Below are 15,325 nucleotides of genomic sequence, written 5' to 3'. Positions count from 1 at the left end.
CACCATGTATCGCTGGAGCATGAATGCCATTGGGCGCGAACACCTGCAGTACAACCAGACCGAACTGCCGCAACCGGGGCCCGGCCAGGTGCGCGTCAAGGTGGGCGCGGTGTCGCTTAATTTTCGCGACAAATTGATGATCGATAACGGCATGGGCTTGCCGTTGCAATTTCCGTTTATCCCGGCCTCGGATATGGCCGGGGCGGTGGATGCGCTGGGGCCAGGCGTTAGCCGTTTCGCGGTGGGCGCGCGCGTGATCTCCACCTTTGCGCCGGGCTGGATCGATGGCAAACCCGGCGGCACCGGGCGCGATCCGCTCTATCACTCTTTGGGCGGACGCGAGCAGGGCGTGCTGGCCGAGTACGTTGTGCTGGATGAAAACTGGCTTGCCGCCGCGCCAGCCAGCTTGAATGACGCCGAAGCCAGCACCTTGCCGTGCGCGGGTTTAACGGCGTGGTTTGCGCTGGTCGAACTCGGGCGGCTGCAACAGGGCGAGAGCGTATTGGTGCAAGGCACGGGTGGCGTGGCGTTGCTGGGTTTGCAGATTGCGCATGCGCTGGGGGCCAAAGTGCTGGTCACATCGGGCGACGCCGACAAACTGCAACGCGCGCTGGCGCTGGGCGCGACGCACGGTATTCACCGCAAGCAGATCGATTGGGCGACGGCGGCGCTGGAGCTGACTGAGGATCGCGGCATCGACCACATCCTCGACACGGTGGGCGGCGGCAATCTGGCGCAATCGTTGCGCGCGGTGGCAGTGGCGGGGCGGATTTCGCTGATCGGCGTGCTGGATGGCTTTGAGGTGTCCGGCCCGTCGGGGCCGTTTTTGCTGAAACAGGTGACGGTGCAGGGCATTACGGTGGGCCATCGGCGTGCGCTGGAAGACCTGGTGCGCTTTGTCGACGCGCATCAGATCAAGCCGGTGATTGATCAGCAATACCGCTTTGCTGATCTGCCCAAAGCGCTGGCGCATCTGGATCGCGGGGCGTTTGGCAAGATCGTGCTGACGCCGTAATCCATGCATAAAAAAAGGCGTGCCGCAGGGGAGGGCACGCCTTGTATCTAACTACACTTGCGGTGTTCTGGTTTTAAAACACTGCGCCGCTGGGTGTCACGATGGCGTTTAGAGCAATCAGATCAGGCCCAGACGCGCCATTTCTTCCATGCGCGCGCGGCGAGCAGCCTTTTCGGCGGCCAGTTGCGCGGCGGCGGCGGCGACCATGGCATCCGCGTCGCCCTGTGGCATGGCTTCCATTTCGGTCTGGCGACGCGCCTGCTCGGCCAGGCGTGCGGCTTCTTCAGCCTGGCGCTGGGCTTCGACGGCGGCGCGTGCGGCCTGGTCTTGCTCGTAGGCCAGTTGCTCGGCGGCGCGGCGCGCCTCGATGCGCGCTTGCTCAGCGGCCGCTTGCTCGGCTTGTGCTTGCTCTGCGGCGGCTTGCTGCGTCGGGCTCAGCAGCGACGGGTTAAACGCGTGGCGTTGTACCCATTGCACTTCGGCCCATTTTTGCGCCTCGTTCCAGTCGTTCATGGCGGCGACGTTGTGCGCAGCGGCCTCGGCGGCAGCGCGGTCACGCATTTGCGCGCGGTTTTGCTCGTAGGCTTGCTGTTCGGTCAGGCCCGCTTGCGCCACCCCGGCCGGCACCACGTACATATGGCCTTCCGCACCGATCAGGCCGTTGTTTTGCAGACGGCCATTAAACAGTTCGACCGCCAGTCCGCCCTGGCCCGCCGCAATCGCGCCGCGGTTGTTAACACCGAGGCCTTTCTCGGAGCCTTCCAGCGTGATCTTGTTGGCATACATGCCGCCCAGCGCCGACACATCGATGGCGTTGAATGCCGGCACCACGCCGTTGACGTTCTGCACCAGTTTGCCGTTGAAGTGGCCTGCGGCGTCACCTTCAAACTCGGTGCCGCCATGCGCTGCGACTTCCCAGCCTTTGACGGCGGCATTGATCAGCGTGGCGCGCGACAGCAGGTTGAGCTGGCCTGCGCCGACATCGATCCCCGCACCATCAACGCGGATTGTGGCCGGGGCCAGCGCGTTATCGGTTTGCGCCACCAGCGCCAGATCGCTGTCAGCCCGCGGAGCAAAGCGGGCAGCGGCCAGCGTCAGTACCGGCGTGTTGATGGTGGTCAGGCCATTGGCCGAAATACCTGCGGCGTTGGCGATCAGCACATGTGCGCCGCTGCCCGCGACCTCAATCGCGCCATTCAGTTGCGAGGCCTGTTTGGCGTTAACGTCAGCCACGATCACTTTGGCGGCCGTGCCGTTGAGGTTGGCATTGGCTTGCAGCTTGCCCGCCAACTGGCTTTGGCCGGCTGCGGTCAGGTTATTGAACACCACGCCGTTGCGGTCGACATTGAACTGCTCGAACGTATTGTGCGAAATGCCCTTGGCGTTGGCGGCATCAATATTGATGACGGGCGTCGCGCCCGCCGCGTTGACTTGCGTATTGCCGGTGGCGACCACACCGGCGGCCAGTGCCGGAACAGCGGCGCTGGCAAGGGCGGCCACGGCGGCCAGATGCAGCAGGCTAAAGCGGTTTTGTTGTTTCATGGTTTGGTTTTCCATCCTGGTAGTTTAAAAAGCCGCGCCCAACTGAACGTTGAACGTGACGGGGTCGGCCTCCAGCCGCACAGGGGCGTACAGCGGGCTGCCAATTAATAGAGAAGCGGCGATGCCGCGGAATGAAGCGCGTGCGCCCACGGCCGCGCCGATGACGTTGCCGCCCGACAGGGGCTCGCCTGCGATCGGGGTGATGCGGCCAGCGTCGAACGCGCCCAGCAGCGTGACCGGGCCCAGCCATGGCGCGTCGAGCTGCCAGTCGATTTCGTTGCGCCAGTAGCCGCCGCTTTCGCCATACAGGTACTGATCTTTAAAACCGCGCACCGAGGTCTCGCTGCCCACGGTCAGGCGTTCGCTGCTGTACAGCGTGTCGGGCGACCACTGCGCATACAGCGCGCTTTGCCAACTGAGCGCGGGCGCCAGCGGCAGCCAGGCGTTGGCGGCGAATGACCATTTGCTGAAGTCGGCCGCCGGTCCGCCGCGGGCGCTTTGATCGACGCTGTGCCACGGCAGGCCACGGCTGAGCATCGGGTTGACGCTGTAATAGCCGTTGCCCGTGCGCCAGGCGTGGTTGAGGCCCAGTCGCACGGTGGTAGCGCGCTCACCGCTGTTTTGCAGCGCGTACTCGTCCAGAAACGCGCTGCTGCGCAGATGACCGAGGCTGAGCGTGGCGTCGGTCTTGCTGCGTCCGTCGCGCGCCAGCGTGCGGGTGGCGCTGATTTGCTGTTGCAGATTGCTGCCGTGGTAATCGAGCGCGCTGCCATAAAACTGCAGCGGCAAGGCATAACGGCCCGCGCTGACGCTGTAATCAAAGGTCCAGTAGCCCCACGGCAGGCTGATCTGCGCGCCGTAGCTGCGTTGATAACGCTCGCGCCCCGGCGTGGCGGTGGCATACAGCGAAATCTGGTCATCCAGCCGCAAGGTATTGCGCAGGTTAAGGCTGGCGCTGGCTTGCGTGTGGCCGGTGGCTGCGCCGTTGTTGTCCACGGCCACCTGGGAGCGCACCGACGGCGACAACTCACCCGACAAGATCAGGCGCGAATAGCCGGGCGCTTCGGCGGCGACGATCTTCAGCTTGACCGGACCCTGCGCGGCACGCTCCAGCTGTTCGATGCCTTGTTCGATATCGCGCAGATTGAGCGGCTTGTCTTGCAGACCCGGCAGCGCCATCCGCACCGCGCCTGCGGCAGCCGGACTATCGGGCTGGAACGCGATGGCGCCGACTTTGCCTTCCACGGCCGCCACCACCAGTTTGCCCTCGGGCAGTGTTTGCTCGGGCAGCCAGGCGTGGCTGGTAATCATGCCGTGCGCCACGTACCAGTCGTTGACGCTGTCCAGCAAACGCGCCAGATCGGGCTGGGTGACGCAGCGGCCGTTATGGTCGAGATCAATCTGCTGCTTTAGCGCGGCGGGCAAAGTGGCCGCGCCTTCAAATAACACGCCTTGCACGGTGCGGCAGACCAGCGCGTCGGCATGCAGCGGCAAGGTGCGCGCGGGCAGGTCGGCCCGCGCGGGCGGTGTGTCGACGGCTTGCAGATCCAGCCGTTGCTGGCGGGCGTTATCGAGGCGGCGTTGTTGTTCTTGCTGCTGCAAGGTTTGGTCAACCGGGCTGAGCCTCTCCGCGCCGTGTAACAGCGAAGCGCAGCCGAGCCACACCCCGCAGCCGCACAGCCACGCCCAACGCGTAGTGCGCAGACGAGCAGCGGACAGAGAGAAAGGGGCAGGGGGCATGGCGATGGTCCGGGCGGTCTTGATCACAAAAGGCCGGATTCTCGGGGGAGGGTATTTCGGGGCGGAATCGGACGCGTCCGAACGGCATGCCACGGTCCTCGACCCCACCCGACGCAAGTGGTCAGCGCCACATCGTGCCTGGAGCCGCTGCCGCGGCGCTGATCATCTGGCCGTCCGTCGATTAGTCGAGTAAAATACTCAGCCTTTCATGCCTCCACCGGGAATGCCATGCTTGATCGCTTGCGTGAGACCATCCGTGTGATCCTTGATCACGACCCAGCCGCTCGTTCGACGCTTGAGGTTGTGCTGTGTTATCCGGGTTTCCACGCGCAGGCTTTTCACCAGGTGGCGCATGGCTTGTGGCAGCGCGACTGTAAATTGCTGGCGCGCATGGTGTCGCATACGTCGCGCTGGCTGACCGGCATCGAAATCCATCCGGGCGCCACGTTGGGCCGCCGTGTGTTTATCGACCACGGCATGGGGACGGTGATCGGCGAAACCACCGTGGTGGGCGATGATTGCACCTTGTACCAGGGCGTGACCTTGGGGGGCGTGTCGCTGAATGAAGGCAAACGCCATCCCACGCTGGAAGCCGGCGTTATCGTCGGCGCGGGCGCCAAGGTGCTGGGCGGCTTTACCGTGGGCGCGGGCGCGCGTATCGGCTCCAATGCCGTGGTGATCAAAGAAGTGCCTGCGGGCGCGACGATGGTGGCCAACGTGGCGCGCGAGGTGGATAAAACCCGCGACAAGGCGCGCGCCGAGCAAGCGCAGAAAATGGGCTTCAGCGCCTATGGTATCTCGGGCGATATGGCCGATCCGCTGGTGCAAGCCATCCACGGCTTGCTGGATCACTCGATGGCCACCGATCGCAAGCTGGAAAGCCTGCTGGCCCGGCTGGAGAAAATGGGCGTGGATTGCACCGAGGAGCGCGCGCAACCCGACGCGTTTGACCCCGGCTATCTGAACCGCATCGTCGAATAAGCGGCCAGCAAACCCAATAAAACCCTACAAATTAGCCGGGAATAGTTGAGCGCAACACCAGGCTTTTTAGTTGACTAAATTTGTAGGGTATTTTACGATTCCATCCGTAGATTAACGAGACAACGCAATGCGACTCACGACCAAAGGCCGGTTTGCAGTGACAGCGATGCTGGATTTGGCGCTGCGTGAAGCCAATGGCCCGGTCACGCTGGCCGGAATCAGCGAGCGCCAGCAGATTTCGCTGTCTTATCTGGAACAACTGTTTGGCAAGCTACGCCGGCGCGAGCTGGTGGAAAGCGTGCGCGGCCCGGGCGGTGGTTACTGTCTGGCGCGCGAAGCCACGATCATCACCGTCGCCGAAATCATCAAGGCGGTGGACGAGCCGATCGACGCCACCCAGTGCGGGGGCAAAGAAAACTGTCTGGAAGAATCACGCTGTATGACCCACGACTTGTGGGCCAGCCTGAATCGCACCATCTATGACTATCTGTCATCGGTGACGCTGGCGCAGCTGATGGAACAGCAACTGGAAAAACAACGCCGCCTGCAGCAATGCCAGGCGAGTGTGCTGCACGACCAACGCCAGCCGCGCCCCGCCGAAGCGGTGGGTGCGCCTGGCCAGTAAGCCCCCAAGATCAATATCAATATCAAGAAAGACGTTACGGAGTACCCCATGGATCGCCAGCTGCCGATTTACCTCGATTATTCCGCCACAACGCCGGTAGACCCGCGCGTGGCCGAAAAGATGATTCCGTACCTGACCAATATGTTTGGCAACCCGGCATCGCGTTCGCATGCCTATGGCTGGACAGCGGAAGAAGCCGTCGAGGATGCCCGTGCTGAAGTCGCCGCGCTGCTGAATTGCGATCCGAAAGAAATCGTCTGGACTTCGGGCGCGACCGAATCCGACAACCTGGCCATCAAGGGCGCTGCGCACTTTTATCAAAGCAAGGGCAAGCACCTGATTACGGTCAAGACCGAACACAAGGCCGTGCTCGACACCATGCGTGAACTGGAGCGCGAAGGCTTTGAAGTCACGTATATGGACGTCAAGGCCGATGGCCTGCTGGATCTGGACGCGCTGAAAGCCACCATCCGCCCGGACACCATCCTGATTTCGGTGATGCTGGTAAACAACGAAATCGGCGTGATTCAGGATGTGGATGCCATTGGCGAACTGTGCCGCGAAAAAGGCATCGTGTTCCACGTTGATGCTGCGCAAGCCACGGGCAAAGTGGTGATCGATCTGCAGAAATCCAAAATTGATTTGATGGCGCTGTCGGCGCACAAAACCTACGGCCCGAAGGGCGTGGGCGCGCTGTATATCCGCCGCAAGCCGCGTATCCGTCTGGAAGCGCAAATGCACGGTGGCGGCCACGAACGCGGTTTCCGCTCGGGCACGCTGGCCACACACCAGATCGTGGGCATGGGCGAAGCGTACCGCCTGGCGCGCGTTGAAATGAATGAAGAACTGGCGCGCATCCGCGGTCTGCGTGATCGCCTGTGGGCCGGTGTATCGAATATCGAAGAAGTGCATCTGAATGGCGACATGGATGCGCGCGTGCCGCACAACCTGAACGTCAGCTTTAACTTCGTCGAAGGCGAATCGCTGATCATGGCGCTGAAAGAACTGGCGGTTTCGAGCGGCTCGGCGTGTACCTCCGCCAGCCTGGAACCGTCTTATGTACTGCGTGCGCTGGGCCGTTCGGATGAACTGGCGCATTCGTCGATCCGCTTTACCATCGGCCGTTTTACCACTGAGGAAGACATCGATTTCACCATCAAGCTGATCCACGACAAGATCGGCAAGCTGCGTGAACTGTCGCCGCTGTGGGAAATGTACAAAGACGGCGTGGATATCAGCCAGATCGAGTGGGCTGCTCACTAAGGAATTTTTCCTGGAGCAAGCCTGGCGCGCAGAGCGGTTGCAAGCCTGCGCATTGCACTAATAGTTAAACGAATGTTGTGCGGGCCGAGATGGCCGCGTGGAGAAAGCAAATGGCATATAGCGAAAAGGTTCTGGATCATTACGAAAACCCGCGTAACGTGGGCTCGTTTGAAAAGGGCGATGACAGCATCGGCACCGGCATGGTCGGCGCGCCGGCCTGTGGCGACGTGATGAAGCTGCAAATCAAGGTGGGTGTGGACGGCGTCATCGAAGATGCCAAGTTCAAGACCTATGGCTGTGGTTCGGCCATTGCTTCTTCGTCGCTGATTACCGAATGGGTGAAGGGCAAGACGCTGGACGAAGCGCTGGCCATCAAGAACACCCACATCGCCGAAGAACTGGCGCTGCCGCCGGTAAAAATCCACTGCTCGATTCTGGCGGAAGACGCCATCAAGGCCGCAGTGGAAGATTACAAGAAGAAGCACGACGCGTAATGGTTGCCGCCGTGATTGCACGGCGGGCTGACAGGAGTTTTTGCGATGGCTTTATCTTTGACTGAACGCGCTGCGGTGCATGTCGCCGGCTTTCTGGCCCGCCGCGGCAAGGGTCTGGGCGTGCGGCTGGCGGTCAAGACGGCCGGTTGTTCGGGCATGGCGTACAAACTTGAGTTTGTGGATGCGCTGAACGAAACCGACATGGAATTCGAGAGCCACGGCGTCAAGATTTATACCGATGCCAAGAGCCTGGCGTATATCGACGGCACTGAACTCGATTACACCAAGGAAGGGTTGAACGAGGGGTTTAAATTTAATAATCCCAACGTCAAGAACGAGTGCGGCTGCGGCGAATCGTTTCATGTCTAAGCGAGCCATCGCCGCGTAGGTGCAGGCTTTGCGTCGCGGTTCAGACCCACCACTCAAAGCCGCAAACAGCACTGATCGGGCTCGGGTTCGTCGTAATCGCAGGTGGCTTTGTACGGTGGGTTACGCCTTGCAGGCTAACCCACCCTATGGTTTCTGCAGGTGGATCCGCAATGGCAGCACGGCAAGTGCGCTGCGCCTGGTTACAATGTCGTTAGTCCCCCGAATCCTTCACTTGCGTAGCCCATGACCTTCGACTTTGCCCAGAACCATTTCGAGTTGTTTCAGCTGCCCATCCTGTTTGCGTTAGATAACAAACAGCTGGACGCGCAATACCGTGCGCTGCAGGCCGAATGGCACCCGGATCGCTTTGCCAGCGGCAGCGACGCCGAGCGGCGCTTGTCGTTGCAGGCCTCCACGCAAGTCAACGAAGCCTGGCAGACCTTGCGCTCGCCTGTGGCGCGCGCGCGTTATCTGCTGGCGCTGCAAGGCGTGGATACGCAAGAAGAAACCAATACCGCCATGCCGATGGATTTTCTGATGAACCAGATGATCTGGCGTGAACATATTGCTGAAGGCAAAGCCTCGCAAAATGTGGAACGGCTGGAAGAACTCAATAGCGAACTGCGCGAAGAAATGGGCGCGCTTGAATCCGAACTGGCCCAACAGCTGGATGTGGCGCAAGACTTTGCCGCCGCCGCGCTCAGCGTGCGCAAGCTGCGCTTTATGGAAAAGCTGGACCAGGAAATCGGCGACGCGATCGAATCCGTGTTGTTCTGAGCGAGGGTTTGATGGCGCCTGGCGTCGTCCCCTGGCTTTACCTTTGGCGCGCGCCTTGACGCGCGCCTTTTGACATCTGAAGACGCTATGGCATTACTGCAAATCTCTGAACCGGGCATGTCCGCCGCACCGCACCAGCATCGCCTGGCGGTGGGCATCGATCTGGGCACCACCAATTCGCTGGTCGCCACCGTGCGCAGCGGCAGCACCGCCTGCCTGCCCGATAGCGAAGGCCGCACTTTGCTGCCGTCGGTGGTGCATTACAGCGCCAGCGGTGTCGATGCAGTCGGCCACAAGGCGCAAGCGCGCCAGAATGCCGATCCGGCCAATACCATTGTCTCGGTCAAACGCTTTATGGGCCGCGGCCTGAAAGACATCGGCGATCTGGCCACGCCGTACCGCTTTGTCGAAGAGCCGGGCATGCTCAAGCTGCATACCGCGGCGGGCATCAAAAGCCCGGTGGAAGTCTCCGCCGATATCCTGCGCACGTTAAAAGACCGCGCCGAAGCCAGCTTGGGCGGCGAACTGGTCGGCGCAGTGATTACTGTGCCCGCGTATTTTGATGATGCGCAGCGCCAGGCCACCAAAGACGCCGCCAAACTGGCCGGTCTGAATGTGTTGCGCTTGCTGAATGAACCAACCGCCGCCGCCATCGCCTACGGGCTGGATAACGGCGCGGAAGGCACTTATGTGATTTATGACCTGGGCGGCGGCACCTTTGATGTGTCGGTGCTGGAACTGACCCGCGGCGTATTCGAAGTCAAAGCCACGTCGGGCGATTCGCAACTGGGCGGCGATGATTTTGATCATCGCATCCACTGCTGGGTGCTCGAACAAGCCGGCCTGTCGCAACTGAACGCGCACGATACGCGTCTGCTGCTGACCCGCGCGCGCGAAGCCAAAGAAGCGCTGACCGACCACGACGTGACGCATATCGCTGCCACCTTGTCGGATGGCCAGGCCATCGATGTTGAATTTACCGTGGCGCAATTCCAGCAACTGACTGCGCACCTGGTACAAAAGACGCTGACGCCGGTCAAGAAAGCGCTGCGCGACGCCAAAATCACCGCCGCCGATGTCAACGGCGTGGTGCTGGTGGGCGGCGCGACGCGCATGCCGCATGTGCGCCAGGCCGTCGAAACGCTGTTTGGCCAGACCCCGCTGACCAATCTGGACCCGGACAAAGTGGTCGCGCTGGGCGCGGCGATGCAGGCCGATGTGCTGGCAGGCAACAAGGGCGAAGACGACTGGCTGCTGCTGGATGTCATCCCCTTGTCGCTGGGGCTGGAGACCATGGGTGATCTGGTCGAGAAAGTCATCCCGCGCAACTCCACCATCCCGACCGCGCGCGCCCAGGAATTTACGACGTTTAAAGATGGCCAGACCGCGATGGCCATCCATGTATTGCAAGGCGAGCGCGAGATGGTGCGTGATTGCCGTTCGCTGGCGCGCTTTGAATTGCGCGGCATTCCGCCGATGGTGGCCGGTGCGGCGCGCATCCGCGTCACTTTCCAGGTGGATGCTGATGGCTTGCTGTCGGTGTCGGCGCGCGAGATGTCGAGTGGCATCGAGGCCAGCATCGCGGTCAAGCCCTCGTATGGCCTGGGCGACGATGAAATCGGCCGCATGCTGATCGATTCGATGAAACACGCCAACGACGACATGACGCAACGCAAGCTGGCCGAAGCGCGCGTGGATGCGCTCAGCCTGCTGCAGGCCACGCAAAATGCGCTGGCGCTGGATGGTGACTTGGTGGATGCCGAAGAACGCGCGGTCATCGACGCCGTGCTGGCCAATCTGCAGCAAAAAATGGCTGCGGACGACGCCGACGCCATCCGCATCACCGCCGAAAAACTTAACGAAGTGACCGCCACGTTTGCGGCGCGGCGCATGGATGCCGCAGTCAAACGCGGGCTGGCCGGCCACAAGATCGGCGATCTGTAAAACAGCCGAGCCGAACAAGACGATCAGGACTCAACATGACACAAGTAGTGGTTTTGCCGCATCCCCAGTTGTGCCCCGATGGCGCTGTGCTCGACGTGGAGCCGGGCGTTTCGATATGCGATGCACTGCTGGACGCGGACATCGAAATTGAGCACGCCTGCGAGAAATCGTGTGCCTGCACCACCTGCCACGTGATCGTGCGCGAGGGCGGCAGTAGCCTGAACGAAGCCGACGAGCTGGAAGAAGACATGCTGGATAAAGCATGGGGTCTGGAGGCGCAATCGCGCTTGTCGTGTCAGGCCATCGTTGCGGCCACCGATCTGGTGGTCGAGATTCCCAAATACACCATCAACCACGCGCGTGAGCATCACTAAGATGACGGCTCCGGTCGAAACGCAAGTCGCGGCCAGCGCCAGTCAGCAGCGCGTGGCCGATGTATTGGCGCAGCACGGCATCGCCGCACGCATCGTTACCTTTGATGCATCTACGCGTACCGCCGCTGATGCCGCCGCCGCCATTGGTTGCGATGTGGCCCAGATCGCCAAATCCATCATTCTGAAAGCCAAGGCCAGCGACCGGCTGGTGCTGGTGGTGACCAGTGGGCGCAATCGGGTCGACGAGAAAGCCGTCAGCGCGTTGATTGGTGAGAAAACCGGCCGCGCCGACGCTGATTTTGTGCGCGCCAAAACCGGCTTTGCCATCGGCGGCGTTGCGCCAGTGGCACACGTTGAAACGCCGATTACCCTGATCGACCAGGATTTGTTTGAATACGCAGAAATCTGGGCTGCCGCGGGCACGCCCAACAGCGTATTCCGGCTGACTCCGGATGAATTGCTGACGCTGACCGCTGGCCGCGTGGCACGCGTCAAAGAGGAAACGACCGCATGAAATGGACTGATTCGCTGGATATCGCGATCGAGCTGGCTGATCGCTACCCCGAAGTCGACCCGCGCACGGTTCGGTTTACCGAACTGATGGATCTGGTGCTGGCGCTGGATGACTTTGACGATGATCCCAAGCGCTGCGGTGAAAAGATCCTTGAGGCCATCCAGCAAGCCTGGATCGACGAGATCTGATCACGCGGGCGCGCCGCGGGTGGGGTGATTGTCCCACGCGTGTTCCATCCCGACGGCCGTTGCCGGGCTGGCGGATTCGCGCCATGATCCCTCGTCATTTCCCCGATGTAACCCGGTTTTTAGTGGAGCACTGATCTCGATGCCGCCCGCGCTTGCCTCTGGCGATTCCGCCACCCCGACCACTCGCGGTCTGTCTGTTGCCAGCCAGATACTGCAGGCGCGTTTTCGCCTGTTGCAGGTGCTGGAGCAAGCAGAAACCATCAACGATCTGCCGCAACGCATTACCGAAATTGCTCAGCAAATCCAGCTGGCGTGTATGCAGGACAGCGATGTGGCGTTGGCCGTGATTCTGCATGCGCAAGAAGGTGGTTACGGCGTACGCCATGCAGCGGATACCGCCACCGTGGTCGAGATTGTGGCGCGCCGGGTCGGGATGCCGTTGCTGGAACGCCAGTCGGTGGTCTGCGCCGCGCTGACCATGAATATCGCCATGCTGGCGCTGCAGGAAACGCTGACCCAACAAGCAGGCCCGCTCACGCCCGCACAGCGCATCACCATGCAGGAACACCCGCAATTGGGCCGTGATATGTTGCGCGGTCTGGGCGTGGCGGACCTGACCTGGCTGGATTGCGTGCTGCAGCACCACGAAGCGCCTGACGGCAGCGGTTATCCGGCCAGACTGAGCGGCGAACAGATCCGCTTTGAAGCGCGTTTGATCGGCCTGGCCGACCGTTATTGCGCCATGCTGACGCAGAGCGCATGGCGTAAGGCTTCGGCGGTGGATAACGCGATGTTTGAGAGCCTGGCGCAAAACGGCGGCGTTGATGCCAAATTTGGCGCGCTGTTCCGCGAAACCATTGGCGTGTATCCGCCCGGTGCGGTCGTGCAATTGCGTAACGGCGAAGTGGCCGTGGTGCGCCACGCCGGCGACGATGACCACGCACCGTCGGTGGTGTCGTTGCTGGACGCCAAAGGCAACCCGGTGCCCGATTCGCCGCCGCGCGATACCGCGCAAGCAGGCTATCAGATCGCCCACGTGCTTGATCCGCGTTTGCTGGCCGGACGCCTGCGTTCCACCCACGTCTGGGGCGCCACCGCCGCCGGATTGTAAGCATCGTCGGTGCGGATGCTCGTCACCGGCGCTTTGATTTCTTCCCTTGTTGATCGTGAATCACTATGACGTTTAAAGAAATTCTGGACACGCTGCCCAGCGTGGCGCATCTGGCTGCGCTGGAAATCCTTGATGGCGACACCGTCACCGGCCGCCTGGACAATCAACCCGGCCAAGCGGGCAGCGTGCGCGTCTACCACGCGCTGTATCAGGAATTTGGCGCGCTCGACGCCGTGGCGGCGGATAAAGGCTTGCGCCTGTACGCCGAACATACCGCCGATGCGGTGGCCAACCCGGGCAAGCATCCGAATATTGATCGGTTGCTGGTGCTGGCCGAGGGCGGCCAGGCGCTGGCGGTGCGGCTGATCGCGGCTTGAGTTGGTTCTAGACGAAAAAAAACGGCGCTCGATGCGCCGTTTTTTTATGCCTGGACCGCCGATGATTTACTCGTCGTCATCGCCAATATCAATGGCGTGATCACCGCCATCTGGTTCGTTCATCAGCAGCGCCGCGTGCACCACTTCGCGGTTTAGATGGGGCGAGAACAGCTCAATAAAATCAAAGGCATAGCCACGCAAATAGGCGTCACGGCGCACACCGATGCGGGTGGTGGATGGCTCGAACAGATGGCTGGCGTCTATGGCCACCAGGCCGTGGTCGCGGTCGGGTTCAAAGGCCATGCTCGCCAGGATGCCGACGCCCAGACCGAGGCCGACGTAGGTTTTGATCACGTCCGAATCGATGGCGGTCAGCACCACATTCGGCGTCAGACCACGTTGTTCGAACGCGCGATTAATCAGCGAGCGGCCGGTAAAGGCAAAGTCATAGGTAATCAGCGGATAGGCCGCCACGTCTTCCAAACGGATAGCGTGGTCAAGCGCCGTCAGCGGGTGGTCGGCCGGCACCACAATCGAGCGGTTCCAGTCGTAGCACGGCAGCATGGCCAGCTCGTGATAATGATCGATGCCTTCGGTGGCGATGGCCAGATCCGCCGCGCCTTCGACCACCATTTCGCTGATCTGCGTGGGGCTGCCCTGTTTGATCGACAAGCGCACCTTGGGGTAGCGCGACAAGAAGGCCTTGATGGTGCGGGGCAGGGCGTAGCGCGCCTGGGTATGCGTGGTGGCAATGGTCAGGCTGCCGCCTTCCACGTTGACGAATTCCTCGCCAATGCGTTTGAGGTTTTGCGCTTGCATCAGGATGCGTTCAGAAATGCGCAGAATTTCGCGGCCTGGCGCGGTGACATCCACGACACGCTTGCCGTTACGGATAAACACCTGCACGCCCAGTTCGTCTTCGAGCAAACGAATCTGCTTGGAAATCCCGGGTTGCGAGGTATGCAGTTTCTCCGCCGCTTCGGAGACGTTGAGCCCTTGTTTTGCTACTTCTACCAGGTATCGTAATTGTTGTAATTTCATCGCAGCACCAATAAATAACCAGACCTTCTAAAATCTTAACATAACAGTCTAAAGCAATATAAACCCGTTGCTATAATCGCGCGTTCTGCGGTTTTTAATCCATTCCCCACTGCTTTGCGCCCCTGCGCCAAAGCGGTCGGCAAGTTCCGGTTGGCAAGGGTCCAAGTGAATACAGGCTTTATCGTTGCGGGTTTGCTGGTTGGTTTTATCGTGGGCATGACCGGTGTAGGCGGCGGTTCCTTGATGACGCCCATCCTGTTGTATTTCGGCATCAACCCGGCCACCGCCGTCGGCACCGATTTGCTGTACGCCGCCATCACCAAGGGCAGCAGCGTCTGGGTTCATCACAAACATCGCAATATTGATTGGCGCGTGACCGGCTGGCTGGCCGTGGGCAGCGTGCCTGCCGCCATCGTCACGCTGGTGCTGCTGCACGTATGCGGCGCGGACACCAAAGCCATCAATGCGCTGATCAAATCAACGCTGGGCGTGGCTTTGCTGTTGACCTCCGCCGCCATTTTGCTCAAACCGGTGCTGCAACGCCTGATGGGGCGGGGGGCCGTGGTCAGCGCCGAGACCATGCGCTCGCGCAAGACCGTCGCCGCCACCGTGTTCACCGGTGTGGTGCTGGGCGTGATTGTGACGTTGTCGTCGATTGGCGCAGGCGCGTTGGGCACCGTGGCGTTGTTTGCGCTGTACCCGCTGCTGCCCACGTCGCGCCTGGTGGGCACCGAGATTGCTCACGCCGTGCCGTTAACGTTGGTGGCCGGGCTGGGCCACGCTGGTCTGGGCAATCTGGATTTGCATATACTCGGCTTCTTGTTAATGGGCTCCTTGCCCGGCATCTATGTGGGGAGCCATCTGGCGGGCCGTTTGCCCGATCGCTTTCTGCGCCCGGCGCTGGCGGTGATGCTGGCCATCGTGGGTGCCAAACTGGTGTTTTAAAACCCCGGATTTAATTGCGGAGCAG

Annotated in this window: 17 protein-coding genes; 14 read left to right on the top strand and 3 right to left on the bottom strand. The window is 61.4% G+C overall.

Annotation, left to right across the window (positions count from 1 at the left end; genetic code table 11):
• Positions 1-4: 4 nt before the first annotated feature.
• Positions 5-1,015 carry a zinc-dependent alcohol dehydrogenase family protein gene (locus tag WG78_RS09060; protein WP_053937494.1) on the top strand — a complete coding sequence of 337 codons (1,011 nt, stop codon included), beginning with the start codon at positions 5-7 and terminating at the stop codon, positions 1,013-1,015.
• A gap of 117 nt (positions 1,016-1,132) precedes the next feature.
• On the opposite strand, the gene WG78_RS09055 is transcribed toward WG78_RS09060, so the two are convergent.
• Together WG78_RS09055 and WG78_RS09050 are read right to left on the bottom strand one after the other, a co-directional pair.
• Positions 1,133-2,557: a filamentous hemagglutinin N-terminal domain-containing protein gene (locus WG78_RS09055; RefSeq protein ID WP_161805089.1), complete on the bottom strand. Its 1,425-nt coding sequence runs from the start codon at positions 2,555-2,557 to the stop codon at positions 1,133-1,135.
• A 24-nt stretch (positions 2,558-2,581) separates the two neighbouring features.
• The gene (locus WG78_RS09050) at positions 2,582-4,297 is read right to left on the bottom strand and encodes a ShlB/FhaC/HecB family hemolysin secretion/activation protein (protein ID WP_152969136.1); all 1,716 of its coding nucleotides are present in this window, start codon (positions 4,295-4,297) and stop codon (positions 2,582-2,584) included.
• Positions 4,298-4,525: 228 nt separating this feature from the next.
• Between WG78_RS09050 and cysE the strand changes: the two genes are divergently transcribed.
• From cysE to WG78_RS08990, 12 genes are all read left to right on the top strand, one after another.
• Positions 4,526-5,278, top strand: coding sequence for a serine O-acetyltransferase (cysE, locus tag WG78_RS09045; RefSeq protein ID WP_053937491.1), 753 nt, complete (start codon positions 4,526-4,528; stop codon positions 5,276-5,278).
• A gap of 127 nt (positions 5,279-5,405) precedes the next feature.
• Positions 5,406-5,903, top strand: a complete 498-nt coding sequence (iscR, locus tag WG78_RS09040) for a Fe-S cluster assembly transcriptional regulator IscR (protein WP_053937490.1) — start codon at positions 5,406-5,408, stop codon at positions 5,901-5,903.
• A 48-nt stretch (positions 5,904-5,951) separates the two neighbouring features.
• A complete protein-coding gene (locus WG78_RS09035; RefSeq protein WP_053937489.1) occupies positions 5,952-7,166 on the top strand; it encodes an IscS subfamily cysteine desulfurase in 1,215 nt (404 codons plus the stop codon).
• A gap of 110 nt (positions 7,167-7,276) precedes the next feature.
• Entirely contained in the window at positions 7,277-7,660 is a 384-nt protein-coding gene (gene iscU, locus WG78_RS09030; RefSeq protein ID WP_053937488.1) for a Fe-S cluster assembly scaffold IscU, read from the top strand.
• Positions 7,661-7,705: 45 nt separating this feature from the next.
• The gene (gene iscA, locus WG78_RS09025) at positions 7,706-8,029 is read left to right on the top strand and encodes an iron-sulfur cluster assembly protein IscA (protein ID WP_053937487.1); all 324 of its coding nucleotides are present in this window, start codon (positions 7,706-7,708) and stop codon (positions 8,027-8,029) included.
• A 243-nt stretch (positions 8,030-8,272) separates the two neighbouring features.
• Positions 8,273-8,806 carry a Fe-S protein assembly co-chaperone HscB gene (gene hscB / locus WG78_RS09020; protein ID WP_053937486.1) on the top strand — a complete coding sequence of 178 codons (534 nt, stop codon included), beginning with the start codon at positions 8,273-8,275 and terminating at the stop codon, positions 8,804-8,806.
• Between the two features lie 87 nt (positions 8,807-8,893).
• A complete protein-coding gene (gene hscA / locus WG78_RS09015) occupies positions 8,894-10,750 on the top strand; it encodes a Fe-S protein assembly chaperone HscA (RefSeq protein WP_053937485.1) in 1,857 nt (618 codons plus the stop codon).
• A 35-nt stretch (positions 10,751-10,785) separates the two neighbouring features.
• Complete coding sequence (gene fdx / locus WG78_RS09010; protein ID WP_053937484.1) at positions 10,786-11,124, top strand: ISC system 2Fe-2S type ferredoxin; 339 nt, start codon at positions 10,786-10,788, stop codon at positions 11,122-11,124.
• A complete protein-coding gene (locus tag WG78_RS09005) occupies positions 11,111-11,638 on the top strand; it encodes a YbaK/EbsC family protein (RefSeq protein WP_236692011.1) in 528 nt (175 codons plus the stop codon). The genes fdx and WG78_RS09005 overlap by 14 nt, the downstream gene beginning before the upstream one ends.
• Complete coding sequence (iscX, locus tag WG78_RS09000; protein ID WP_053937482.1) at positions 11,635-11,826, top strand: Fe-S cluster assembly protein IscX; 192 nt, start codon at positions 11,635-11,637, stop codon at positions 11,824-11,826. Before WG78_RS09005 ends, iscX begins: the two co-directional genes overlap by 4 nt.
• 139 nt (positions 11,827-11,965) lie before the next feature.
• Entirely contained in the window at positions 11,966-12,937 is a 972-nt protein-coding gene (locus WG78_RS08995) for an HD-GYP domain-containing protein (protein ID WP_053937481.1), read from the top strand.
• Positions 12,938-13,002: 65 nt separating this feature from the next.
• Positions 13,003-13,314 carry a DUF2322 family protein gene (locus tag WG78_RS08990; protein ID WP_053937480.1) on the top strand — a complete coding sequence of 104 codons (312 nt, stop codon included), beginning with the start codon at positions 13,003-13,005 and terminating at the stop codon, positions 13,312-13,314.
• 66 nt (positions 13,315-13,380) lie between these two features.
• Here the strand turns inward: WG78_RS08990 and cysB are convergent, their stop codons facing one another.
• Positions 13,381-14,355, bottom strand: a complete 975-nt coding sequence (gene cysB / locus WG78_RS08985) for an HTH-type transcriptional regulator CysB (protein ID WP_053937479.1) — start codon at positions 14,353-14,355, stop codon at positions 13,381-13,383.
• A gap of 165 nt (positions 14,356-14,520) precedes the next feature.
• On the opposite strand from cysB, the gene WG78_RS08980 reads away from it, so the two are divergent.
• Positions 14,521-15,300: a sulfite exporter TauE/SafE family protein gene (locus WG78_RS08980; protein ID WP_201782406.1), complete on the top strand. Its 780-nt coding sequence runs from the start codon at positions 14,521-14,523 to the stop codon at positions 15,298-15,300.
• The last annotated feature ends 25 nt before the right edge of the window (positions 15,301-15,325 follow it).

Origin of the sequence: Amantichitinum ursilacus (assembly GCF_001294205.1) — a bacterium.
Classification (GTDB): domain Bacteria; phylum Pseudomonadota; class Gammaproteobacteria; order Burkholderiales; family Chitinibacteraceae; genus Amantichitinum; species Amantichitinum ursilacus.
The sequence above is the reverse complement of the archived record's forward strand: the minus strand, read 5'-3'. Positions and strand labels throughout refer to the sequence as shown.